Annotated in this window: 17 protein-coding genes and 1 tRNA gene; 12 read left to right on the top strand and 6 right to left on the bottom strand. The window is 65.3% G+C overall.

Going from position 1 to position 22,232, the window contains the following annotated elements; translation table 11 throughout:
* The first annotated feature begins 105 nt into the window (after positions 1-105).
* The 3 genes from galE to CYD53_RS15575 all read left to right on the top strand — a co-directional run bounded on the left by galE (position 106) and on the right by CYD53_RS15575 (position 3,723).
* Entirely contained in the window at positions 106-1,095 is a 990-nt protein-coding gene (galE, locus tag CYD53_RS15585; protein ID WP_103719005.1) for a UDP-glucose 4-epimerase GalE, read from the top strand.
* A gap of 127 nt (positions 1,096-1,222) precedes the next feature.
* Positions 1,223-2,455 carry a lytic murein transglycosylase gene (locus CYD53_RS15580; protein ID WP_103719004.1) on the top strand — a complete coding sequence of 411 codons (1,233 nt, stop codon included), beginning with the start codon at positions 1,223-1,225 and terminating at the stop codon, positions 2,453-2,455.
* 59 nt (positions 2,456-2,514) lie between these two features.
* Positions 2,515-3,723: an SGNH/GDSL hydrolase family protein gene (locus tag CYD53_RS15575; protein WP_103719003.1), complete on the top strand. Its 1,209-nt coding sequence runs from the start codon at positions 2,515-2,517 to the stop codon at positions 3,721-3,723.
* A 172-nt stretch (positions 3,724-3,895) separates the two neighbouring features.
* Here CYD53_RS15575 and CYD53_RS15570 read toward each other — a convergent pair whose 3' ends face one another.
* Positions 3,896-5,317 carry a glutamate synthase subunit beta gene (locus CYD53_RS15570; RefSeq protein WP_103719002.1) on the bottom strand — a complete coding sequence of 474 codons (1,422 nt, stop codon included), beginning with the start codon at positions 5,315-5,317 and terminating at the stop codon, positions 3,896-3,898.
* Positions 5,318-5,321: 4 nt separating this feature from the next.
* On the bottom strand, positions 5,322-10,022 hold the full coding sequence (gene gltB / locus CYD53_RS15565; RefSeq protein WP_103719001.1) for a glutamate synthase large subunit: 4,701 nt from the start codon (positions 10,020-10,022) through the stop codon (positions 5,322-5,324).
* Between the two features lie 617 nt (positions 10,023-10,639).
* Here gltB and CYD53_RS15560 point away from each other — a divergent pair.
* Both CYD53_RS15560 and CYD53_RS15555 read left to right on the top strand, forming a co-directional pair.
* Complete coding sequence (locus CYD53_RS15560; protein WP_103719000.1) at positions 10,640-11,701, top strand: threonine aldolase family protein; 1,062 nt, start codon at positions 10,640-10,642, stop codon at positions 11,699-11,701.
* An 83-nt stretch (positions 11,702-11,784) separates the two neighbouring features.
* Positions 11,785-12,648: a hypothetical protein gene (locus tag CYD53_RS15555; RefSeq protein WP_103718999.1), complete on the top strand. Its 864-nt coding sequence runs from the start codon at positions 11,785-11,787 to the stop codon at positions 12,646-12,648.
* Positions 12,649-12,730: 82 nt separating this feature from the next.
* Here the strand turns inward: CYD53_RS15555 and CYD53_RS15550 are convergent, their stop codons facing one another.
* On the bottom strand, positions 12,731-13,192 hold the full coding sequence (locus tag CYD53_RS15550; RefSeq protein WP_103718998.1) for an Hsp20 family protein: 462 nt from the start codon (positions 13,190-13,192) through the stop codon (positions 12,731-12,733).
* Between the two features lie 310 nt (positions 13,193-13,502).
* Between CYD53_RS15550 and CYD53_RS15545 the strand changes: the two genes are divergently transcribed.
* Positions 13,503-14,558, top strand: coding sequence for an alpha/beta fold hydrolase (locus CYD53_RS15545; RefSeq protein ID WP_245928257.1), 1,056 nt, complete (start codon positions 13,503-13,505; stop codon positions 14,556-14,558).
* Here the strand turns inward: CYD53_RS15545 and hisN are convergent.
* Positions 14,463-15,245, bottom strand: coding sequence for a histidinol-phosphatase (hisN, locus tag CYD53_RS15540; RefSeq protein ID WP_103718997.1), 783 nt, complete (start codon positions 15,243-15,245; stop codon positions 14,463-14,465). The genes CYD53_RS15545 and hisN overlap by 96 nt on opposite strands.
* Before the next feature lie 389 nt (positions 15,246-15,634).
* The gene (locus tag CYD53_RS15535) at positions 15,635-16,555 is read right to left on the bottom strand and encodes an N-formylglutamate amidohydrolase (protein ID WP_103719082.1); all 921 of its coding nucleotides are present in this window, start codon (positions 16,553-16,555) and stop codon (positions 15,635-15,637) included.
* Positions 16,556-16,816: 261 nt separating this feature from the next.
* Here CYD53_RS15535 and cpdR point away from each other — a divergent pair, with 261 nt between their 5' ends.
* From cpdR to CYD53_RS15500, 6 genes are all read left to right on the top strand, one after another.
* Positions 16,817-17,176, top strand: a complete 360-nt coding sequence (gene cpdR, locus CYD53_RS15530; RefSeq protein WP_054143348.1) for a cell cycle two-component system response regulator CpdR — start codon at positions 16,817-16,819, stop codon at positions 17,174-17,176.
* Between the two features lie 129 nt (positions 17,177-17,305).
* Positions 17,306-17,380 (top strand) — tRNA-Val (locus CYD53_RS15525).
* A 198-nt stretch (positions 17,381-17,578) separates the two neighbouring features.
* Complete coding sequence (locus CYD53_RS15520; RefSeq protein ID WP_103718996.1) at positions 17,579-17,815, top strand: hypothetical protein; 237 nt, start codon at positions 17,579-17,581, stop codon at positions 17,813-17,815.
* A 461-nt stretch (positions 17,816-18,276) separates the two neighbouring features.
* Complete coding sequence (locus CYD53_RS15515; protein WP_146055933.1) at positions 18,277-18,858, top strand: hypothetical protein; 582 nt, start codon at positions 18,277-18,279, stop codon at positions 18,856-18,858.
* 509 nt (positions 18,859-19,367) lie between these two features.
* Positions 19,368-20,120 (top strand): DUF5131 family protein, encoded by a 753-nt coding sequence (locus CYD53_RS15505; protein ID WP_103718993.1) that lies wholly within the window; start codon positions 19,368-19,370, stop codon positions 20,118-20,120.
* Positions 20,015-21,055: a three-Cys-motif partner protein TcmP gene (locus CYD53_RS15500; RefSeq protein ID WP_103718992.1), complete on the top strand. Its 1,041-nt coding sequence runs from the start codon at positions 20,015-20,017 to the stop codon at positions 21,053-21,055. Before CYD53_RS15505 ends, CYD53_RS15500 begins: the two co-directional genes overlap by 106 nt.
* Before the next feature lies 1 nt (position 21,056).
* On the opposite strand, the gene CYD53_RS15495 is transcribed toward CYD53_RS15500, so the two are convergent.
* Positions 21,057-22,085, bottom strand: a complete 1,029-nt coding sequence (locus tag CYD53_RS15495; RefSeq protein ID WP_210202352.1) for a hypothetical protein — start codon at positions 22,083-22,085, stop codon at positions 21,057-21,059.
* Positions 22,086-22,232: the final 147 nt, after the last annotated feature.

Here is a 22,232-nt window from a genome sequence, read left to right as displayed (position 1 = left end):
TTCACTGAGCCCGCCGATGATGGCAAATAGCAGGACGACCTTGATGGCTCGTCAACATCTTTTGCTTAGATGAGTCGAAACGATTGTGACGGAAGAGGATGTGTAATGGCAATTCTGGTTTCGGGCGGCGCCGGCTATATCGGCAGCCATATGGTGCTGGAATTGCTCGATCGTGGTGAGCAGGTCGTCGTACTCGACGATCTCTCGACCGGTTTCTGGTGGGCCGTACCGAAGGAAGCCACCCTCGTCCAGGGCGATATGGGCGACCAGCCCTTCGTCGAGCGCGTCATCGCCGAGCACGGCATCACCGAAATCGCGCATTTCGCCGCCAAGATCGTGGTGCCCGATTCCGTCTCCGACCCGCTCGGCTACTATCTGAACAACACGGTGAAGACGCGCGCGCTTCTTGAAAGCGCGGTCCGCGGCGGCGTGAAGCATGTCATCTTCTCCTCCACGGCCGCCGTTTATGGCGAGCCGCCGGTCAGCCCGGTGCCGGAGGACATCGCGCTCAATCCGATCAACCCCTATGGCCGCTCCAAGCTGATGAGCGAATGGATGCTGGGCGACGTGGCGCGCGCATTTCCCCTGACCTATGTCGCACTGCGCTATTTCAACGTCGCCGGCGCCGACCCCAAGGGCCGCTCGGGCCAGTCGACCCCCAACGCGACCCATCTGATCAAGGTCGCTTGCCAGGCAGCGCTCGGCCAGCGCGCCGGGCTCGAGGTCTTCGGCACGGATTATCCGACGCCGGACGGCACCTGCGTACGCGACTACATCCACGTCACCGACCTGGCGCGCGCGCATCTCTCCGCCCTCGACCATCTGCGCGCCGCCGGCGCCAGCCTCACCCTAAACTGCGGCTATGGACGCGGCTATTCGGTCAAGCAGGTGGTGGATGTGGTGAAGCAGGTCTCCGGCGTCGATTTCCCGGTCAAGTTCTCCGGCCGCCGCGCCGGCGATCCCGCCTCGCTCGTCGCCAAGGCCGACCGCATCCGCTCCGAGCTCGGCTGGCAGCCTGAGCATGATGATCTCGAGCAGATCGTGCGCCAGGCCCTGACCTGGGAAGACCAGCTGAAAACCCGCAACGCCAAATAGGCTTGCAACCAGGCAAAACGGCCCGCGAAACCGGCGCGCGATTGCGCGCCGTTTACCCTTGGTTAATCTTGTTCGGGCGCTGTGGGGAAGGTCTCTTTCCCACTAGCCTGCCCGAGCGAGGTTCGTCATGCGTCTGTCCGTGATCGCTGCCACGGCCATCATCAGCCTTGCCCCCGCGCTTGCGCAGACCACCGGCTCGATCAGCGTCTCGGCGGCCCGCGCCACGGACGCCAGGACGGCCCCAGTCAATGCCTCCTTCGACGCCTTCCTGAAGGGGCTCTGGCCGCAGGCCCAGGCGCGCGGTATCTCGCGCGCGACCTTCGACCTCGCCTTTCGCGGCGTGACGCCAGACGCCTCGATCGTGGCGCTGACCAAGAAGCAGTCCGAGTTCACTGCGCCGATCTGGGGTTATCTCAACAGCGCGCTCGGCGGCACGCGCATCCCGCGCGGGCGCGACGCCGCAGCTGAGAATGCCGGCGTCCTGGCACAGGTCGAGGCGCGCTACGGCGTGCCCAAGGAGGTCGTGCTCGGGATCTGGGGCATGGAGACCAATTACGGCTCGTTCAAGGGCGACAAGGACACGATCCGCTGCCTGGCGACCCTGGCGCAGATCCGCTATCGCGGCGACTTCTTCCGTGACGAATTGCTGACCGCGCTGGAGCTGATCGAGAAGGGCCATGTCGAGCGCACCGAACTGCGCGGCTCCTGGGCCGGCGCGATGGGCCACACCCAGTTCATGCCGTCGAGCTACATGAAATACGCCGTCGACTGGACCGGGGACGGCCATGCCGACATCTGGACCTCGACCAGCGACGCGCTTGCCTCCACGGCCAATTACCTCAAGGGCTATGGCTGGGTGCCGGGCCTGCCCTGGGGCCTCGAGGTCACATTGCCCGAGCGGTTCGACTACCGCATCAACAAGGCGAGCTTCTCCTCCTTCGCCGCCGCCGGCGTGCGCCGGGCCGATGGGCGTCCCCTGCCCGCCTCCGGCGAGGGGCGCTTGTTCTTCCCTGCCGGCCATCGCGGACCGGTCATGCTGCTGACCGAGAATTTCGACGTCATCAAGAAATACAATTCCTCCGACGCCTATGCGCTCGCCGTCGGGCATCTCGGCGACCGCATCATGGGCCGCCCGGCGATCCAGGCCGACTGGCCGGTCCAGGCGCCGCGCCTCGACAAGACCGGCCTGCAGGAGGTGCAGCGCCGGCTCAAGGCGGCCGGCCTCTACAATCACGACGCCGACGGGCGCATCGGCACCGGCACGCGCGAAGCCGTACGGCAATACCAGCTCAAGACCGGAGAGATCGCCGACGGCTATCCGACACCGGCCTTGCTCGCCAAGATGCGCGACGCCCGCTGACGCTGTCGCGATCCTGCGCTATAAGGGCGAGGAAGCCACGGCGCAGGATCGAAAGACTCATGCGTTTGCGTTCCCTCGTCACGATGCTGGGTGCGGCCTGCCTGCTGTTCATGACCGGCGGGCCATCCTCGCTCGCCCAGGGCGCGCCCCAGCCGCAGCAACGCAGTTTCTTCTCCTTCTTCTGGCAGCAGCCGCCACCACCTCCCGCCGTCGTGCCGCGGCGTCCGCGTGTGGTGCCGCCGGCGGCGAAACGACGTGCACCGCCGGTCATCGTCAGGGACGACCCGGTCATTCCGAAGGTCGATGTCGCCCATCAGGTCCTGGTGATCGGCGACTCGCTTGCCGTGCTCCTTGCCGGCGGGCTCGACGATGCCTTGAACGACAGGCCCGATGTGGCGGTGGTCAACAAGGCGAAGCCCGATTCCGGCCTGGTCAGGAGCGATTTCTACGACTGGCCCAAGGTCGCCAACGATCTTCTGGCGAGTGACTCCAAGATCAGCCTCGGCGTGATTCTGCTCGGCCTCAACGACCGGCAGGCGATCCGCGAGGGCGAGACGGTGCATGAGCCGCTCAGCCCGCGCTGGAGCGAACTCTACAAGGCCCGCATCGACGCAGTCGCCAACGCCTTCGCGACCAGGCGCGTCCCGCTGATCTGGGTCGGCGCGCCGCCCGTGCAGAACCCCCGCCTCTCCGCCGATTTCGTCTCCTTCAACGAGCTTTACCGCCAGCAGGCAGAGAAAGCCGGCGGGCAATATGTCGATCTCTGGGGCGCCTTCGTCGACGCCGAGAACCGCTACACGGCGATGGGGCCGGATGTCTCGGGCCAGGCCATGCGGCTGCGGCTCGGCGACGGCATCCATTTCACCGCGGCGGGAGCGCGCAAGGCCGCGCATTTCGTCGATGTGTTGATCCGCCGGCAGATCGAAAGCCAGCCGCAGCCGGGCCTCATCGCCGTGCCGGCGCCGGGAACCGGCGCCCCGACCAATCCCGAGCTCCAGCCCGGCGGCATCGAGCGCCTGATCGACGCCATGGTCGGCAACCTGCCCGCCGCGCCGGGACTGCCGACCGCCTTACAGGTCAAGCCGCTGGCCGGGCCGATCCAGCCCTTGACCGGGCAGGCGAGCGCGGGCGAACAGGCGCTGCTGGCTTCGATCACGGATGCCCGCGGGCGCGGCGAGGCCGCAGCCCAGCTCGACCGCATCTTTGGCGAAGGCATCGCGCCCGAGCCGAAGCCCGGGCGTCTCGACGATTACAAATGGCCGCGCTGAATCCGGCCTACCCCTGTCTGGTCGACTTCTGGGCGCTTGTCGCGAAACTCGCTCCGGGGAGTCGGCTGGCGTGGCTTTCGAGAACCCGAGCGCAGCGGACTTCATGTCCGTGAGCACGCGAAGCGCAGAAAGCCGCGTCAGACGGCCGCCGGAGTAGAGTTACGCGGCAGGCTCACCGCGGCAGAATCGTCTCGCCCATCAGATGCTTGTCGATCGCATGGGCCATCTGGCGGCCTTCGCGGATCGCCCAGACCACCAGCGACTGGCCACGCCGCATGTCGCCCGCGGTGAAGACCTTCTCGACCGAGGTCTTGTAGGCGAGCGTGTTGGCCTCGACATTGCCGCGCTTGTCGAGCGCGACGCCGAGCTTCGCCAGCAGCCCCTCATGGACCGGTGAGACGAAGCCCATTGCGAGCAGCACGAGATCGGCCTTGAGGTCGAACTCGGTGCCCTCGATCGGCTTGAACTGACCGTCGACCCTGGCGCAGCGCAGCTTGCGGACCTTGCCGTTCTCGCCGATGAACTTCAGCGTGCCGATGGCGAAGTCGCGCTCGGCGCCTTCCTCATGGCTCGACGAGGTGCGCAGCTTGAGCGGCCAGTTCGGCCAGGTAAGCGCCTTGTTCTCCTTGAGGGGGGGCTCCGGCATGATCTCGATCTGCGTCACCGAGAGCGCCCCCTGGCGCACCGAAGTGCCGATGCAGTCGGAGCCGGTATCGCCGCCGCCGATGACGACGACATGCTTGCCCGAGGCCAGGATCGGCTTGGCGTTGCCGGTCGCAGCCTCGCCCCCGACACGGCGGTTCTGCTGCGGCAGGAAATCCATCGCAAACTGGACGCCCTCGAGCTCGCGGCCCTCGATGGCCAAGTCGCGCGGCTTCTCGGCGCCGCCGGTCAGGCCGACGGCGTCATATTGCGCCAGCAGCTCGGCGGGATCGATATCGATGCCGACATTGACGCCGTAATGGAAGATGACGCCCTCGGCCTCCATCTGGCGGACGCGGCGCTCGACATGGGACTTCTCCATCTTGAAGTCCGGGATGCCGTAGCGCAGCAGGCCGCCGGCCCTGGCCTGACGCTCATAGAGATGCACTTCGTGGCCGACGCGCGCGAGTTGCTGCGCGGCGGCGAGGCCCGCCGGGCCGGAGCCGATCAGCGCGACCTTCTTGCCGGTCTTGACCTTGGCCGGCTCGGGCGTGATCCAACCCTCCTGCCAGCCCTTGTCGACGATGGCGCATTCGATCGACTTGATGGTGACCGGCGTGTCCTCGAGGTTCAGCGTGCAGGACGCCTCGCAGGGCGCGGGGCAGACGCGGCCGGTGAACTCCGGGAAATTGTTGGTCGAGTGCAGATTGGTCAAGGCCTCGCGCCATTTGTCGTTGTAGACGAGGTCGTTCCAGTCCGGGATCTGGTTGTTGACCGGGCAGCCATTGTGACAATAGGGGATGCCGCAATTCATGCAGCGCGCCGCCTGGTCACGCGTTGCCTCGACCCCGAGCGGGATCACGAATTCCTTGTAATTCCGGATCCGGTCCGAGGCCGGAAGATACTTCCGGTCACGGCGGTCGATCTCGAGAAAGCCGGTTACCTTGCCCATCGTCTTACTCCGCCGCGACCGACATGCTGGCCTGCGCCTGCTCGATTTCCTGTAGCGCACGCCGGTACTCGACCGGCATGACCTTGACGAATTTGGGCAGGTACTCCGCCCAGTTGTCGAGAATGTCCTTGGCGCGGAGCGAGCCGGTATAGCGCAAGTGATCGCTGATCAGCTGGTGCAGGCGCTCGGCATCGTAGCCGGACATATTGGCCATCACATCGATGCGGCCCTTGAACTCGAGATCGCCGCCATGGTGGTGGATGCGCTGCATCAGCTCCTCCTCCTCGGTGACCGGTTCGAGGTCGACCATGGAGAGGTTGCAGCGCTTGGCGAAGCTCTTGTCCTCGTCGAGCACATAGGCGACACCGCCCGACATGCCGGCCGCGAAGTTTCTGCCGGTCTGACCGAGCACGACGACGACGCCGCCGGTCATATATTCGCAGCCATGATCGCCGGTGCCTTCGACCACCGCGATCGCGCCGGAATTGCGCACCGCGAAGCGCTCGCCGGCGACGCCGCGGAAGTAGCATTCGCCCGAGATCGCACCGTAGAGCACGGTGTTGCCGACGATGATCGACTGCTCGGCCAGCGGCCGGGCATCAGGCGAGGGCTTGATGATCAGCTTGCCGCCCGAGAGGCCCTTGCCGACATAGTCGTTGGCCTGGCCGGTGAGATCGAGCGTGACGCCGTTCGTGACCCAGGCGCCGAAGCTCTGGCCGGCGGTGCCGGTGAGCTTAACCGTGATCGTGTCCTCAGCCAGGCCGGCATAGCCGTAGCGCTTGGCGACCTGGCCTGAGAGCATCGCGCCGGTCGAGCGGTCGACATTGCGGATCGGGCTTTCGATCACGACCTTCTCGCCCTTTTCGAGCGCGCCTTGCGACTTCTCGATCAGCATGCGGTCGAGCACCGTGTCGATCGGGTGCTTCTGCAATTCGACATGGCGGATCGCCACCTCGGGACCGACATCGGGCTTATGGAAGATGCGGGTGAAATCGAGCCCCTTGGCCTTCCAATGGTCGATCGCCTGCTTCTTGTCGAGCCAGTCGGAGCGGCCGACGAGGTCGTCGAAATTGGCCACGCCCAGGCTCGCCATGATCTCGCGCACATCCTCGGCGAGGAAGAAGAAGAAGTTGATGACGTGCTCGGGCGCGCCCTTGAAGCGCTTGCGCAGGACGGGATCCTGCGTCGCGACACCGACCGGGCAGGTGTTGAGATGGCATTTGCGCATCATGATGCAGCCGGCGGCGATCAGCGGCGCGGTCGCGAAGCCGAACTCGTCGGCCCCGAGCAGCGCGCCGATGATGATGTCACGGCCCGTGCGCAGGCCGCCATCGACCTGCAGCGCGATGCGGCCGCGCAGCTTGTTCATCACCAGGATCTGGTGCGTCTCGGCGAGGCCGATCTCCCAGGGCGAGCCGGCATGCTTGATCGAGGTCAGAGGCGAAGCGCCGGTGCCGCCTTCATAGCCCGAGATGGTGATGTGGTCGGCGCGCGCCTTGGCGACGCCGGCCGCAACCGTGCCGACCCCGAGCTCGGAGACGAGCTTGACCGAGACGTCGGCGGCCGGGTTGACGTTCTTCAGATCGAAGATGAGCTGGGCGATGTCCTCGATCGAATAGATGTCGTGATGCGGCGGCGGCGAGATCAGGCCGACGCCAGGCGTCGAATGGCGCACCTTGGCGATGCGTGCATCGACCTTGTGGCCGGGAAGCTGGCCGCCTTCGCCGGGCTTGGCGCCTTGCGAGATCTTGATCTGCATCATCGCCGAATTGACGAGATATTCCGTCGTCACGCCGAAGCGGCCCGACGCCACCTGCTTGATCGCCGAGCGCATCGAGCGCCCGTCGGCCATCGGCACGAAGCGTTCCGGCTCCTCGCCGCCCTCGCCGGTGTTCGACTTGCCGCCGATCGTGTTCATCGCGATGGCGAGCGTCGAATGCGCCTCATGGCTGATCGAGCCGAAGGACATCGCCCCCGTCGAGAAGCGCTTGACGATGGAAGCGGCCGACTCGACCTGCTCGATCGGGATCGGCTTGCGCTGGAGCGCATCCGCATCCTTGATCTGGAACAGGCCGCGGATCGTCGAGAAGCGCGAGCTCTGGTCGTTCACCAGCTCGGCATAGGCCTTGTACTTGTCCTGCGCATTGCCGCGCACCGCGTGCTGGAGCAGCGCGATGTTCTCCGGCGTCCAGGCATGGTCCTCGCCGCGCAGGCGGAAGGCATATTCGCCGCCGATATCGAGTGAGTCGCGATAGATCGGCGAATCCCCGAAGGCGTCGCGGTGGCGGCGCACCGTCTCTTCCGCGATCTCGGGCAGGCCGACGCCCTCGATCGAGGAGATCGTGCCGGTGAAATACTTCTCGATCGTCTCGGTCTTGAGCCCGACGGCGTCGAAGATCTGCGCGCCGCAATAGGACTGATAGGTCGAGATGCCCATCTTGGACATGACCTTGAGCATGCCCTTGCCGACCGACTTGATGAAGCGCTTCACCACCTCGTAGCGGTCGACTTCCTTCGGGAATTCGCCGGCCTCGAACAGGGCCTCCAGCGTCTCGAAGGCGAGATAGGGGTTGATCGCCTCGGCGCCGAAGCCGGCGAGGCAGGCGAAGTGATGGATCTCGCGCGGCTCGCCCGATTCCAGGACGAGGCCGACCGAGGTGCGCTGGCCCTTGCGGATCAGGTGGTGATGCACGGCCGCCGTCGCCAGCAGCGCCGGGATCGGGATGCGGTCCGGGCCGACCTGCCGGTCTGACAGGATGATGATGTTGTAGCCGCCGTTGACGGCAGCCTCCGCGCGCTCACAGAGCCGCTCGATCGCATGCTCCATGCCGGCCGCGCCGTCGCGGGCGGGATAGGTGATGTCGATCGTCTTGGTGTCGAAACGGTCCTCGTAATGGCCGATGCAGCGGATCTTCTCGAGATCGTCATTGGTCAGGATCGGCTGGCGCACTTCGAGCCGCTTGCGCCGCGAGGTGCCCTCCAGGTCGAGGATGTTGGGACGCGGCCCGATGAAGGAGAGGAGGCTCATCACGAGCTCCTCGCGGATCGGGTCGATCGGCGGGTTCGTGACCTGCGCGAAGTTCTGCTTGAAATAGGTGTAAAGCAGCTTCGACTTCGAGGAGAGCGCCGAGATCGGCGTGTCCGTGCCCATCGAGCCGACGGCTTCCTGGCCGGTCACGGCCATCGGCGCCATCAGGAGCTTGGTGTCTTCCTGAGTGTAGCCGAAGGCCTGCTGGCGATCGAGCAGCGGCACATCGGTGCGCTGCGCCCGCGCCTCGACCGGGGGCAGTTCCTCCAGCACGATCTGGGTGCGCTTCAGCCAGTCCTTGTAGGGGTTGGCGAGGCACAGGCTCGTCTTGATCTCGTCGTCGCCGATGATGCGGCCCTGTTCGAGATCGATCAGCAGCATCTTGCCCGGCTGCAGGCGCCACTTCTGGACGATGCGCTCCTCGGGGATCGGCAGCACGCCGAACTCGGAGGCGAGCACCACGAGCCCATCATCGGTGACGAGATAGCGCGCGGGACGCAGGCCGTTGCGGTCGAGCGTCGCGCCGATCTGGCGGCCATCGGTGAAGGCGATCGCGGCGGGCCCATCCCAGGGCTCCATCAGCGCGGCGTGATATTCGTAGAAGGCGCGCCGCTCCTCATCCATCAGCGGATTGCCGGCCCAGGCCTCGGGCACCAGCATCATCATGGCGTGAGCGAGCGAATAGCCGCCCTGGACCAGGAATTCGAGTGCGTTGTCGAAGCAGGCGGTGTCGGACTGGCCCTCATAGGAGATCGGCCAGAGCTTCGAGATATCGGGGCCGAACAATTCGGAATCGACTGACGCCTGGCGCGCCGCCATCCAGTTGACGTTGCCGCGCAGCGTGTTGATCTCGCCGTTATGCGCCACCATCCTGTAGGGGTGGGCGAGCCGCCAGGACGGGAAGGTGTTGGTGGCGAAGCGCTGATGGACCAGCGCGAGAGCGCTGACGAAGCGCGTATCCGTCAGATCCTTGAAATAGGAGCCGAGCTGGGTCACCAGCACCATGCCCTTGTAGACGATGGTGCGGGCCGACATCGAGACCGGGTAATAGGTCGCGGTGGCGCGGTCCTGGCGCTTATAGACCTTGTTGGAGACCGACTTTCTGAGGACATAGACCTTGCGCTCGAAATCGTCCTCGTCGGTGATCTCGGCCGGACGGCCGACGAAGAGCTGGCGATGGACCGGCTCGCTCTCCCTCACGGCCTCGCCGAGATCGGACGAGTCGACCGGCACGTCGCGCCAGCCCAGGAAGATCAGCCCCTCCTCGGTGACGGTCTGCGCCACGATCTCCTCGCAGACGGCGCGATCCTCGGCCTCCTGGGGCATGAAGAACTGGCCGATGGCGTAATGGCCCGCTGCCGGCAATTCGATGCCGAGCCTGGCGCACTCCTCCGTGAAGAAGCCATGCGGGATCTGGACGAGGATGCCGCAGCCGTCGCCGAGCTTGGGGTCCGCCCCGACGGCGCCGCGGTGGTCGAGATTATGCAGGATCTGCAGGCCCTGCTGGACGATCGCATGGGTCTTGCGGTTCTTCATGTCGGCGATGAAGCCGACACCGCAGGAATCCTTCTCATAGGACGGATCGTAGAGCCCCTGGCGCTCAGGCATTGCAGGATCACGCACGGCCGGGAAAGCCGCAGCTGCCGCCGCCACGCTCGACTTGCTGGTTTCGCTCATCGTCAAACCCCGCTTCACGCTGCCTGCCAGCTTCCGCCAACAGTTGCCTTCGAGTCCACACCATCCTTCGCCGCGCCAGCCCCCGTGCCGAGCCCGATCGGGCACGCAGCAAGGATGGGGCCAACATGGCCAAGTCATTCCTGGGGAGGGTGGCTTGCGCTGTCTTGGGGCGCCCGCGTCCTCCGCAGGCGCCTCGGGCTTGTCGCCCTGCCGCGCCTGTCTAAGCCGCCGCTTTACGGGCGGCGCGCGTACGATTGGTTTTGGCGGTTGTAGCCTTACCCCTCGTCACGCGTCCGCTCCGTTGCGATCGGCCGCCGCAAGCGCTAGGCGGCTCACGGTCGGCGCGGTGAAAATGGGACAGCAACACTGTCCTATTGCGATGAATTTGCCAGAATTCTAATCTCGGCACAAGCGTCGATTGCGAGCAGGGCCGAAATTTTATTGCGATATCGCTTGCCCCCGAGACATATCCGGAGCGAAAGCCCAACATTGCCAGCACGCTTCTTGTTTTCGGCCGATTGTCCAGGCGCCCGCCGCGTTTCGACCATCGTCGCATGCAGACCGGCGATCCCCCAGTGCGCTTGTTGACGTCACAGCCCAGCGCTACCCCTTCTGACATGAACTTCTTCAGCGACAACACCGCCGGCGCGAGCGCCCCCGTCATGGCCGCATTGGCGGCCGCCAATGACGGCACCGCGACGGCCTATGGCACCGACGCCTGGACGGGCCGCGTCGAGCGCCTCTTCGCCGAGATCTTCGAGCATGAGGTCGCAGCCTTCCTCGTCGCCAGCGGCACGGCGGCCAACTCCTTGGCGCTCGCCAGCATCACCCGTCCCTGGGGCGCGGTGCTGACCCATGAGGAAAGCCATGTCGCCGACGACGAATGCGGCGCACCGGAATTCTTCAGCGACGGCGCCAAGCTCGTCGGCCTGCCCGGCGCCGGCAACAAGATTTCGCCCGGCCCCGTGACGCAGGCCCTCGCCCGCATGCGCGAAGGCGCGCTGCATCAGGTCCAGCCGCAGGCGATCTCGATCACGCAGGCGACGGAATGCGGGCAGATCTACACGCCTGCCGAGGTGCGCGCCCTGAAGGATGCCGGCGCGCCGCGTGGCCTGACCATGCATATGGACGGTGCCCGCTTCGCCAACGCGCTCGTCGCACTTGGCTGCTCGCCGGCCGCGATCACCTGGCAGGCGGGCGTCGATGTGCTGACGTTCGGCGGCACCAAGAACGGCGCCTGGGCGGCGGAAGCCGTGATCTTCTTCCAGCCCGAGGCCGCGGCCGAGATGAAGTGGCGGCGCAAGCGCTCGGGCCACACCCTGTCCAAGGGCCGCTTGATCGGGGCTCAGTTCGAGGGCCTGCTCGGTGGTGGCCACTGGCTCGAACTGGCGCGCCACGCCAATGCGATGGCCAAGCGCCTGGCCGATGCGCTCATCGCCCTGAACATCCCGCTCGCCTGGCCCTGCCAGGTCAACCAAGTGTTTCCGATTCTGTCTGCGGAGCTGCAGACAAAGCTGAAAGCGGCCGGCGTCGGCTACCTGCCCTGGTCGCAGACCGCGCTGCCGAAGGATATCCCCTTCGCGGAAGGCGAGACCATTGGCCGCTTCGTCATGGCGTTCTCGACCAGCGAGGCGGATGTCGAGCGCCTGATCAATGTGTTCGCCGCGGCAAAAGGCTGAATTCTCCCCCGATTTCAGCCCCACGCACGCCGCAATCCCTAAGGAAGACTGAAGACCCAGTTCAGTCGCCCAAAGGAGACGACATGGTATTTCGATCGACCGCGCCCTCGCGCCTGGTCCTGACGAGCCTGGCGGTGGCCGGCGCGCTCGCAGGTTCGGTTGGCGGAGCGGCAGCGCAGTACTACCTCTATGAGGAGGAAGAGGCCTATCCGCGCGGCTATTACGAACGCTACGCGCCGCTGCCTCCCGCTCCGGTCCCGCCCCGCTCCATCGGCCGCATCGCCGCGCGCGACTTCGGCCTCGCCCGGGTCGACCGGATGGTGCGCACCGGCTCCTCCTATGTGATCGACGGCCAGACTGCCAATGGCGGCCGCGCACGCCTGATCTTCGACGCCCATAGCGGCTATTTGATCGATCGCATCCCCCTGCCCGATGCACGGCCGAGGCCCGCCCCCGCCCCGCACATCGCCCGCGTCGATCCGCGCGACGACAGGCCGGCGCCTCGGCTGGTGCCGCGCCCACCCGAGCGCCCGCCCGCGCTGAAGCCGCCGGCCCAGGCGAGCGCCCCGGCGACGATCCTGCCGCCGAGCCCCGCCACACCGCCGCACGCGGCCGAACCGCTCAACCCGGCGGAGAAGCCGGCCGCGACGGCCAGCGCCCCAGCGACGGCGGCCCCGAACTCGCCGGCGGCGCCGGCGCTGCCGACACCTGGCCCGGTCAACCCAGCGACCGGCGTGGACAAGCCCCAGCTCGTCAATCCCCAGCTCGTCAATCCCAACGACGTGCGCGGCACGGACGAGGCGGAGCGCAAGCCGCCTCTGGCCCGGGCCGACCCCTCGGGCATCACTGTCGCGCCCGTCGAACTGCCGCCGGTCCAGATCCCGGATGCGACGCCCTCGACGCCGAAGCCTGAGACACCGGCCGTCCCGGTTACGCCACTGGACTGAGCCAATCGCTCGGCCACGAAAAAAGCGCCCCCGGTACCCCGGGGACGCCCCATTCGCTTCAAGCCTTCAGGTCGGGCGCGCGTTACGCGGCCTTGGCCTCAAGCACCTTGGCGGGCTTGGCCCCGCCGATCGCGATCTGACGCGGCTTCTTGGCCTCGGGGATCTCGCGGACGAGATCGATATGGAGCAAGCCGTTCTCGAGGCTGGCGCCGGTCACCTGCACATAATCGGCAAGCTGGAAGCGACGCTCAAAAGCGCGCGCGGCGATGCCTTGGTGCAGAACCTCGCGTTTTTCAGCGGATTCGGTGCCCTGCTTCTCACCGCGCACCGTCAGCGCGTTCTCCTTGCTCTCGATGGCAAGGTCGGATTCGCCAAAGCCCGCGACCGCGATGGTGATGCGGTAGGCGTTCTCGGCAGTGCGCTCGATGTTGTAGGGCGGATAGCTCGGTGTGGCCTCGGCGGCGGTGGCCTGGTCAAGCAGCGAGAACAGGCGGTCGAAGCCGACGGTCGAGCGATAGAGCGGGGAAAGATCGAAGTGACGCATGATGTCCTCCTGGGAAGCGACAAATCTGGTCCAGCCCGCCTCATCATGAGCACGGGCCTGGTTTAGCTCGCGCAGCCGGTCTCGGCCTGCGCAGAGATGATCTGGTTTCGCCTTTTCGGCTTTTCAAGGGGGCGCGGAGACGCGCATAAACAGATTGGCGCCGCCGCGAAGATCCGCCCGATTCGGAGGCCCTTCGATCGTGTCGCCGGCGGATTGTCATGCCCGCATGCGAAAAGCTTGATCGTCAACCCGGGGTTCAGAGCATGGCTCACGCCAAAGACCGCCTCCCCCTGTTTCGTGCACTGCCCTGATGGCGGAGGCCCAGCTCTTCGGCCATCCCGACTATCCGGTCCCCGGGCATGGCAAGGCCTGGTTCGCGAAAACGCGCGACAGCGCGCAACTGCGCTTCGCGAGCTGGCGGCCGACGGTCAAGCCGATGCGCGGCACCATCCTCCTGGTCCAGGGCCGGGCCGAATTCATCGAGCGCTACAGCGAGACAATCGTCGAGCTGCGTCGACGCGGATTCCATGTGCTCAGCTTCGACTGGCGCGGCCAGGGCGGCTCGCAACGCTTCGTGCGGCGCCGGCGCAAGGGACATGTTGGCTGGCTCAGACATTATGAGCACGACCTCGCCTTGGCGCTGGCGCAGATGCGAGAGACGCTGCCCGAGCCTTATTTCGTGCTGGCGCATTCGATGGGCGCGGCGCTGTGCCTGGACGCTGCGCGCCGCAACGCCTTGCCGGTCTCGCGGCTGGTGGCGCTCGCCCCCATGCTGGGCCTCTCGATGATCGAGCGCCCCGATATGGCGCGGCGGCTGGCAAACCTGCTGTTCTGGCTCGGTCTGGGCAAGTCCTTCGTGCCTGGCGGCGGCGACACCGCAATCGCGACCAAGCCCTTCGAGGGCAACCGGTTGACCGGCGACCCCGCCCGCTATGCCCGCAACAGCGCGCTCTCGACCGGCGCACCGCATCTGTGCATCGGCGACCCGACGATCGCCTGGGTGCATGCGGCCTTCCAATTGATGGCGCGCCTGAACGCGCCCTCCGCCGCACGCGAGATTCGCGTGCCGACGCTGGTCATCGCCGCCGGCCAGGACCCGATCGTCTCCACCCCGGCGATCGAGCGTTTCGCGGCGCGGCTCAAGACCGGCGCCGCACTCGTCCTGCCGACCGCGCGCCACGAGATCCTGATGGAGAGCGACGAGATCCGCGCCCAGTTCTGGGCGGCCTTCGACGCCTTCATTCCCGGCGAGGACAATGCCGCAGCCGGCTCAACCGGCGAGCAGGCTGAGCGCGGCCTGATGCAGCGTCTTGTTGCCGGCGGCGATGACCGTGCCGCCCCCGGCGGCGCTGCCGCCATCCCATGAGGTGACGATGCCGCCCGCGCCCTCGATGATCGGGATCAGCGCAACGATGTCGTAGGGCTTGAGACCGGCTTCGATCACCAGATCGACATGGCCGGCCGCCAGCATGCAATAGGCATAGCAATCGCAGCCATAGCGCGGCAGCCGCACCTGGCTCTCGACGCGGGCATAGGCTTCAGCCTCCGCGCCCTTGAACAGCCCCGGCGACGTGGTCATCAGCGTCGCTTCACCGAGATTCGTGATCTGGCGCGTGCGCAGGACGCGCGGGCCGTTGGGCCCTTCATAGCGCGCCTGGCGGCCATCGCCGGAATAGCGCTCGCCGGTGAAGGGCTGGTGCATCATGCCATAGACCGGCACGCCGTCGCGTGTCAGCCCGATCAGCGTGCCCCAGACCGGAATGCCGGAGATGAAGGCGCGCGTGCCGTCGATCGGATCGAGCACCCAGACATATTCGGCGTCGACGTTCTCATTGCCGAACTCCTCGCCGAGCACGCCATGGGCGGGGAAGCTGCGCTTGATCAGATGGCGCATCACGTTCTCGCCGGCCCGGTCGGCCTCCGTCACCGGATCGAACACGCCGCCGAGCGATTTGTCCTCGGTCGCATGATGGGCGCGAAAAAACGGCAGAATCGCCTGGCCGGACTGCGTCGCCAGTTCGGCAATGAAAGCGCCGAAATCGACAGTGCTCATATACCAGCCTCCCGTTATTGTGTTGCTGCGCAGCATTGCGCCTGGCCGTGGCCACGCGGCACGAACCTGTCATGCAAGCGGATTCATCGGAAAACAAGCGAATCGGCCGGTAATTCGCCATCCTTCTTGCGCCTGACGCATGGCGCATAAGACTTTACGCAAAACCACTTGCGTTTTTGCGCTGCACCGTCATATTGTGCACTGCGAAGGGGCGATCACCTCAAGCCTTCGTTGCCCTCCTTGGGCGTTTCCTCCCTAGACTTGGGCCGCCACGCAAGTGTGCGGCCCTTTTTTCTGGGTTGCGGCCGCAAGCGACCTGGCCGCCGCGGATTTTTTGTTTCGCTTAAGCCTGCTGCGAAGGCCCGACCCCGCTTTTCGCGACCGATGCTTTATTCAGCCGCCTCGCGCCATTCGTCGAGCCAGCCGCTCCAGCGCGCGAAGCAATCCGCCATCGCCGCGGTCACGCCCCGCTCCAGCTCCGTAAAGCCGGCATGCGGCTCGAGCGTCGCCTCGTTCATGTAGAGCGCGCGGTTGATCTCGATCTGCAGCGCATGCACGCCCGAGGTCGGCGCGCCGTAATGCTCGGTGATGAAACCCCCGGCATAAGGCCGGTTGCGCGTGACGCTCAGGCCCAGCCGCCGGAAGGCCTCCTCGGCGATGTCGACGATATAGCCCGACGCGCTGGTGCCGAAGCGATCGCCCAGGATGACGTCGGCCTTGGCGAGCCCGTCGCGGTCGAGCCCGCTCGACGGCATCGAATGGGCATCGACCAGGATGCAGGTGCCGAAGGCGCCATGCGTGCGCTGGATCAGGCTGCGCAAGCCGGCGTGATAGGGCCGGTAGAGCGCATCGATCCGCGCCAGCCCCTCCTCGACCGGGATACGGCCGAAATAGATTTCATGCGCATCGCCGACGATTCGCGGAATCGTGCCGAGCCCGCCCGCGACCCGCATCGAGCGCGTATTGGCGAAGGCCGGCAGGCGGCCGTCGAACATGCGCGGATCCAACTCATAGGGCTCGCGATTGACGTCGAGAAAGGCGCGCGGAAACTCGGCGACCAGGAGCGGGGCCCCGAGCGCCACGGCCTGGGCGAAGAGCAGGTCGATATAGGCGTCCTCGGAGCGGCGCAGGCTGCGCAGCGGCAAGCGCGCGCCCTCGACGAAGGCCTTGGGATAGCGCCGCCCGGCATGGGGTACGTCGACCACCACGGGTACGACCTGCAGCGCCGGCTGATGCAGCGTGAAGGGCCGCTCGATCTCGGCGACGACATCCTCGGGATCGGCTTTGAAGAAGGCGGTTGGAGCGCTCATGTCGCCGAACTGAAGCACACAAAACGGCGCGGTAGAAGCATTACCCGCGCGGCTGTTTAACCAAGACCGGATTCACGCGTTGTTTACCATGCGCATGCCTTATAGAAGGACATGGTTCCAAGCCCGCAGCCGGCCGGCTAACCCGGCTGCTCGCCGGCCCGGGATATGGCGCGGGCGCCAGACAATACGACCGGATGGAAACCGCCGCGCCCGGCGGCCTTCATCTTGAAACAGGCCTTTCGGGACGGACATAGCAGGCCCATGACCAAGATACTTCTCGCCGAAGACGACAACGACATGCGCCGCTTCCTGGTCAAGGCCCTGCAGAATGCGGGCTATGACGTGGCCTCGTTCGATAACGGCCTCTCGGCCTATAACCGCCTGCGCGAAGAGCCCTTCGAGTTGCTCCTGACCGACATCGTGATGCCGGAAATGGACGGCATCGAATTGGCGCGGCGCGCCACCGAGCTCGACCCCGACATCAAGGTGATGTTCATCACCGGCTTTGCGGCAGTCGCCCTGAACCCCGATTCGCAGACGCCAAAGGACGCCAAGGTGCTGTCCAAGCCCTTCCATCTGCGCGAGCTCGTCAGCGAGGTCGAAAAGCTTCTGGCGGCCTGACGCTTTTGCAGCTCAAGCGGCTTGCAAGGCGCCGCATGAGCCGCTATAGCCGCACACCTCGCAACATGGTCAGCCGGCAACGGTGACGCCTTGTTCCGGCAGCCGCGACGATATCCCGACGCGGCAGACGGGCGCGTAGCTCAGCGGGAGAGCACTACGTTGACATCGTAGGGGTCACAGGTTCGATCCCTGTCGCGCCCACCATATGAAGCCCTTGAGATACAGGGACAAAAGGCCGCCTCGAAAGGGCGGCCTTTTTGCTTTGGGCTGGACGTGGATCGGAAACAACGCAAGAAGGCCCGGCGAACGGAGCTCTCACGCAGTCACCCCGTATGGGAGCGTGCAGGCCGTGGCCCGCGTCAGTGCACGTGTTACGTATGGCCGGCCCCTGGGGGGAGCATGATGTTCGGCATCCGGTCGGAGGTTCGCGATCGTCGCGCCGCAAAGGCCGGCGCCCGCGGCACGACGCTGGGCATCAAGGTCGCCGCCGAGCGTTGGCAGGGGCAGGGCGAGGTCGCCCTGCGAATCCTCACCGAGGCAGAGGGTGAGGGTGAGGGTGAGGGTGAGGAGACCCGCGAGCGCGATGTGGTCGAGGAGAGCCCCCGCAAGGATTCTGCGGTCGATACCGATCGTTTGTAGCCGCCGAATCAATATAATAAGAAATCTAGGGCTGACTTTCGCCAGCCCTATCTTAATCAGAACAAATCTTTGAAATTATCATAAATGAATTTGCAAATTTTGTAGATTCTGATCATATTTTCAAAATATTTCATCTTAGTGTGTTCTTTCTGCTACATTAGCGTTTTACTCTGTTTACCGTCAGATTTGTTGGCGGATACGAAGTATACCACAAATTACTTTCTTGACGTGAGTCTTTTCGTCAGTCAGCCATCATGCTTTTCGGGCGCGCGCCGCCCCCTTTTTCTGTCGGCACAAGGGAAGGCTCGAAGGCCAGATTCCCGCCGCTGACGTGCACTGGCGCGGGCAACGGGCGCCCTGGCACCCTGTTTTCATGACGACCTCGACCACCGACAGCCCCGTCGTGCCGCGCTTCTCGCGTGGCCTTCGCGAGGGCAAGTTCCGGACCCGGGCAGCAGCCAATGGCGCCGGCATCCCCATCGTCCGACGATCAGGCGATGACGTTCGAGTTCACCTTGCTGACCTCGCGGTCCTGCAAGGCTTACCGCGACATCCTCACCGATGGCGATCGCTGGCCGGTCCGCACCGAAGTCGAGGAGAAGCTCGGCATGCGCGGCGTAGAGGGACTCGACGAGCTCGTCGGCTCCAGCGTCTTCAACAGCCACTACTACTGGGACATCAATGCCGTCGTCGGCGTGATCGAAACCGGCGCCGTCGAGGGCGAGGAACTTGTCTGCCGCGCCCGGTTCTCCCGCCGCGACGACGTGAAGCCCGAACTGCGGTTCACGGACGATCAGCTTCGCGAATGCGTCACCGCCGGTTTGACGCCGCCTCAGGCTGCGCAGCGCCTCGGCGTCTCGCGCAATCAGGTCCGCCTGCCCGCCGCCCCGCTCGGCGTCACCCTCGCGGATTCCGAGCGCAGCCGTCCCCGCAATCCCGCCCCCAGGAGGCTCCACATGGGTAAGTCCCCCGAACACCATCTCGCGCGCTACCGCGTCCGCTTACGTCCCGCCAGACCCGAAAAAGGTCTTCGCTCTCCTTGAAAGCCACGGCTGGGAATCGGTCTTCGAGTGCTGGTCGGAGAGCCAGACGCGCGACAGCCTCATCCAGCTCGTGCAAGGCGCCCGCGAGGCTGCCGGCACGGCGTCAGCAAAGGCCACGATGTGCCCGCAGGAGGCCCGCCGCATCGTCCCGCTCTGTCTCGGCCTCAGGTCCGTCGCCCGCACCGCCCGCGCGCTCGCAGTCTCCGAGGACCGGGCCTACAAAGCCTTACGGCAGACCGGGACCACGCCGCCAAACCTGTCGCCGATCGAGCGGCGGCTGGCGACGCTCAAGGGCGTCGAGCGGGCACCTGGGAAGCCCGTGCAGGCAACGCTGTTTGAGCTGCCGGACCTCAGCGTACTAAAGCCGCTTTTCGCAGCGGGCAGCGCAGCCAGCCGGGCGGCTTTATGGGCGAACTTGGGATCCGTTGAACACCGCCATGGGGTCTTTCGTTAACACCTCGGTCACCATGATCATTGTCAGTCCGTTCTCTTTATGTCCTAGGTGAAGCATGGCGCAAGGCACATCCATCGAGTGGACCGACGCGACGTGGAATCCGGTCACCGGGTGCACGAAGATCAGTCCCGGCTGCGATAACTGCTACGCGGAGCGCTTCTCGGAGCGCTTCCGCGGCGTGCCCGGCAACTCGTTCGAGCACGGCTTCGACCTAACTCTCCGACCCGAGCGGCTGGAGCAGCCCCTCGGCTGGCGCCAGCCCAAGATGATCTTCGTGAACTCGATGTCAGACCTATTCCACAAAGACGTGTCCGACAGCTTCATATCGAAGGTCTTCGACACCATGGAGCGGGCCGATTGGCACACGTTCCAGCTGCTGACTAAGCGTTCGTCGCTGATGCGTGACTTCCTCCGCCGGCGATATGGCGACGGCCGTGGCCCGCTGCATATCTGGTGCGGCGTGTCGGTCGAGGACGGCGCCCGCAAGTCACGCGTGAGGCATCTCCAGGACACCCCGGCCGGCACGCGCTTCCTCTCGATCGAGCCCCTGATCGGGCCGATCGGCACACTCGACCTTGCCGGTGTGGACTGGGTCATCGTCGGCGGCGAAAGCGGCCCCAGGTCACGGCCGATGGACCCCGAATGGGTCCGCGAGGTCCGCGACCAGTGCCAAGACGCCGGCGTCGCGTTCTTTTTCAAACAATGGGGTGGATTCCGGCCCAAATCGGGCGGTCGCACCCTAGACGGACGCGAGTGGAGCGAGTTTCCTGCAACTCCAGCAACGGGATGCAGAGTCGCCGCCGAATGACGAAAAGAAAAAGCGACGGCACCGTTGGGCCTTGGGCCCGCGAGAAGCTGGACGCCTTGGGGGAATACCTGAATTTCTACACGACAGTCCTCAAGAACCAGGCTCACTGGTGCCGGGGAACCGTATTCGTCGACGCCTTCGCAGGCCCCGGCAAGTCAAAGGTTCGCGCGATCCCGAAATCGAGCGAGCCAAAGCGCGAGGACTTCTTTGACGACGTCGTGCCGATGACCGATGACGAGGAAGGCGACGAGTTCGTCAACGGCTCCCCTCGTGTCGCGCTCGACATCAAGAACCCCTTCAACAACTACTTCTTCATCGAGCGCGATCCGCAGCGCGTCGCGGAGCTACGGACGCTTGCCGGCGACTACGGCGACACTCGGAAGATCGTCGTGAAGGAAGGCGATGCTTCCGCCGAATTGCTGGCGATCCTCGGCTCGAAAGCCAACTGGAGCGGCTATCGCGGCGTCATCTTCGTGGACCCGTTCGGGATGCATATCCCATGGTCGACGCTTGAAGCCCTGGCAAAGACTCGCGTCTTCGAGATCATCATCAATTTCCCGCTGGGCATGGCCATCCAGCGCTTCCTGATCAGGCACGGCGAGATCCCCGCAAACTGGGCCGCGACGCTCGACGACTTCTTCGGTTCGCCGGACTGGCGCCTCCACGCCTATGAGAGTTCCGACACCCTGTTCGGGTCCGACACGGTCAAGCTGGCCGACAGCGGCAAGCGGCTGCTGGAATGGTATCTCGGACGCCTCAAGGACGCCTTCGGCCACGTGTCGCCGGCTCGTCTCATCCGGAACACGCAGGGCGGCCACCTTTATTATCTGATTTGGGCCGGTCCTCACCCAAAGGGCCTGGACGGCGCCAGGGCGATCCTTGGCAAGGGGGACGAGGTCCGGGCGCCGCGCAAAAGGCCGACCGCCAAGCGCTAGCCTAGCGCTGCGCGTTGAGCGTCCGGAACCGGTCGGTCAGCTTTTTCTGAAGCTCTTGCAGGCCTTCGCCATTGTTCAGATAGCCCAGTTGGCGATGATGCCGAAGGTCGAACGGGATGTCGCCATCGCTTTGCGATATCGGGACCACGTGCTTGCCTAGCGTGTGAGCGACGCCGGCCTCATAGAACACGTTGGCGTTCCGGCCGGTGAAGTCGCAGACCACGATGAAACTGCGATAAATCAGTGAGAAGATGTCCTGAATGACCGCCGAGTGCTCCCATATGTCGTCGGCCTTCTGGCACTGATAGCCGGCTGCCGTCGCCGCCGCATCGATCGCCGCATAGACCGGCCTCATGCCCGCGTTGAACGGCATCATGACCGAGACGAGCATAGGTTCGACCGGCGCGTCGGGAATCTCAAAGACCTTAGGCTGGAACACGATCGTCTTGCCGGCTTTCCTACCGCTTGAGATGTTTTCGCCGGTCTCGAACCGCTTCCTGACGAAATCCTCCATCTTCGCGAGGTTGCCCGGGTCGCGCGCGCTTATCGAGATAAGCACCGGCAGGACGTGCTCCTCGTAATCCGGGTCGTTGAAGTTCATGCTCCGCAGCAGGCGGCCGTGGCCGGTGACGATATCGTCGCAGCCCGTGAAGAGGCCGAGTTCCCGCCAGTTTCCGCCTGTGAAATTGGCCAAGACAATATCGCGAAGGGCGAACAGGCGATCGCCCTCGGTCAGTTCCGAAGGCCGCGATGGGACCGGTGCCGGCATCGGTTGAACGGAAGGTAACGCCGCGGCTTTGAAAGACTGCGGAACATCGATGTCGAGTTCTTCTGCGACCTTCAGGATGACCTCGTTGGTAGCCGGAGCGAGCCCGGCCTTGGCATAGACACGCTTGCTGTTGACAGTGACGTTTTCGGGCTTCGATAGGCCGAACCCGGCCAAGAAGATGTCGATGTCATCGAACCCAAATCGCTTTTGAAGCTCGACCCCGATCTGCTCCAGTATTGTGACTCTATCGATCGTCCGCACGGCGTTGCCTTTATTGCTTGAGCAGGTCGTAGCACGCTGGTGCCAACGACGGCAGGTGGCCCGCACAGGTGTCCCCAGACGTTAACCCTCGATCCCGTTTCATTTGACCGCAGCGTCCGTAACGGCGGCTCTCTAAGCTAAGGAAAA

This window comes from Allobosea psychrotolerans, assembly GCF_002917105.1.
GTDB lineage: Bacteria > Pseudomonadota > Alphaproteobacteria > Rhizobiales > Beijerinckiaceae > Allobosea > Allobosea psychrotolerans.
Note: the sequence above shows the minus strand (reverse complement) of the source record. Positions and strands in the feature narration are given on the sequence as shown.

Coding starts and splice junctions, on each gene's coding strand:
- galE (WP_103719005.1), top strand. CDS start 106: ATGGCAATTCTGGTTTCGGGCGGCGCCGGCTATATCGGCAGCCATATG.
- CYD53_RS15580 (WP_103719004.1), top strand. CDS start 1,223: ATGCGTCTGTCCGTGATCGCTGCCACGGCCATCATCAGCCTTGCCCCC.
- CYD53_RS15575 (WP_103719003.1), top strand. CDS start 2,515: ATGCGTTTGCGTTCCCTCGTCACGATGCTGGGTGCGGCCTGCCTGCTG.
- CYD53_RS15570 (WP_103719002.1), bottom strand. CDS start 5,317: ATGGGCAAGGTAACCGGCTTTCTCGAGATCGACCGCCGTGACCGGAAG.
- gltB (WP_103719001.1), bottom strand. CDS start 10,022: ATGAGCGAAACCAGCAAGTCGAGCGTGGCGGCGGCAGCTGCGGCTTTC.
- CYD53_RS15560 (WP_103719000.1), top strand. CDS start 10,640: ATGAACTTCTTCAGCGACAACACCGCCGGCGCGAGCGCCCCCGTCATG.
- CYD53_RS15555 (WP_103718999.1), top strand. CDS start 11,785: ATGGTATTTCGATCGACCGCGCCCTCGCGCCTGGTCCTGACGAGCCTG.
- CYD53_RS15550 (WP_103718998.1), bottom strand. CDS start 13,192: ATGCGTCACTTCGATCTTTCCCCGCTCTATCGCTCGACCGTCGGCTTC.
- CYD53_RS15545 (WP_245928257.1), top strand. CDS start 13,503: ATGGCGGAGGCCCAGCTCTTCGGCCATCCCGACTATCCGGTCCCCGGG.
- hisN (WP_103718997.1), bottom strand. CDS start 15,245: ATGAGCACTGTCGATTTCGGCGCTTTCATTGCCGAACTGGCGACGCAG.
- CYD53_RS15535 (WP_103719082.1), bottom strand. CDS start 16,555: ATGAGCGCTCCAACCGCCTTCTTCAAAGCCGATCCCGAGGATGTCGTC.
- cpdR (WP_054143348.1), top strand. CDS start 16,817: ATGACCAAGATACTTCTCGCCGAAGACGACAACGACATGCGCCGCTTC.
- CYD53_RS15520 (WP_103718996.1), top strand. CDS start 17,579: ATGTTCGGCATCCGGTCGGAGGTTCGCGATCGTCGCGCCGCAAAGGCC.
- CYD53_RS15515 (WP_146055933.1), top strand. CDS start 18,277: ATGGCGCCGGCATCCCCATCGTCCGACGATCAGGCGATGACGTTCGAG.
- CYD53_RS15505 (WP_103718993.1), top strand. CDS start 19,368: ATGGCGCAAGGCACATCCATCGAGTGGACCGACGCGACGTGGAATCCG.
- CYD53_RS15500 (WP_103718992.1), top strand. CDS start 20,015: ATGGGGTGGATTCCGGCCCAAATCGGGCGGTCGCACCCTAGACGGACG.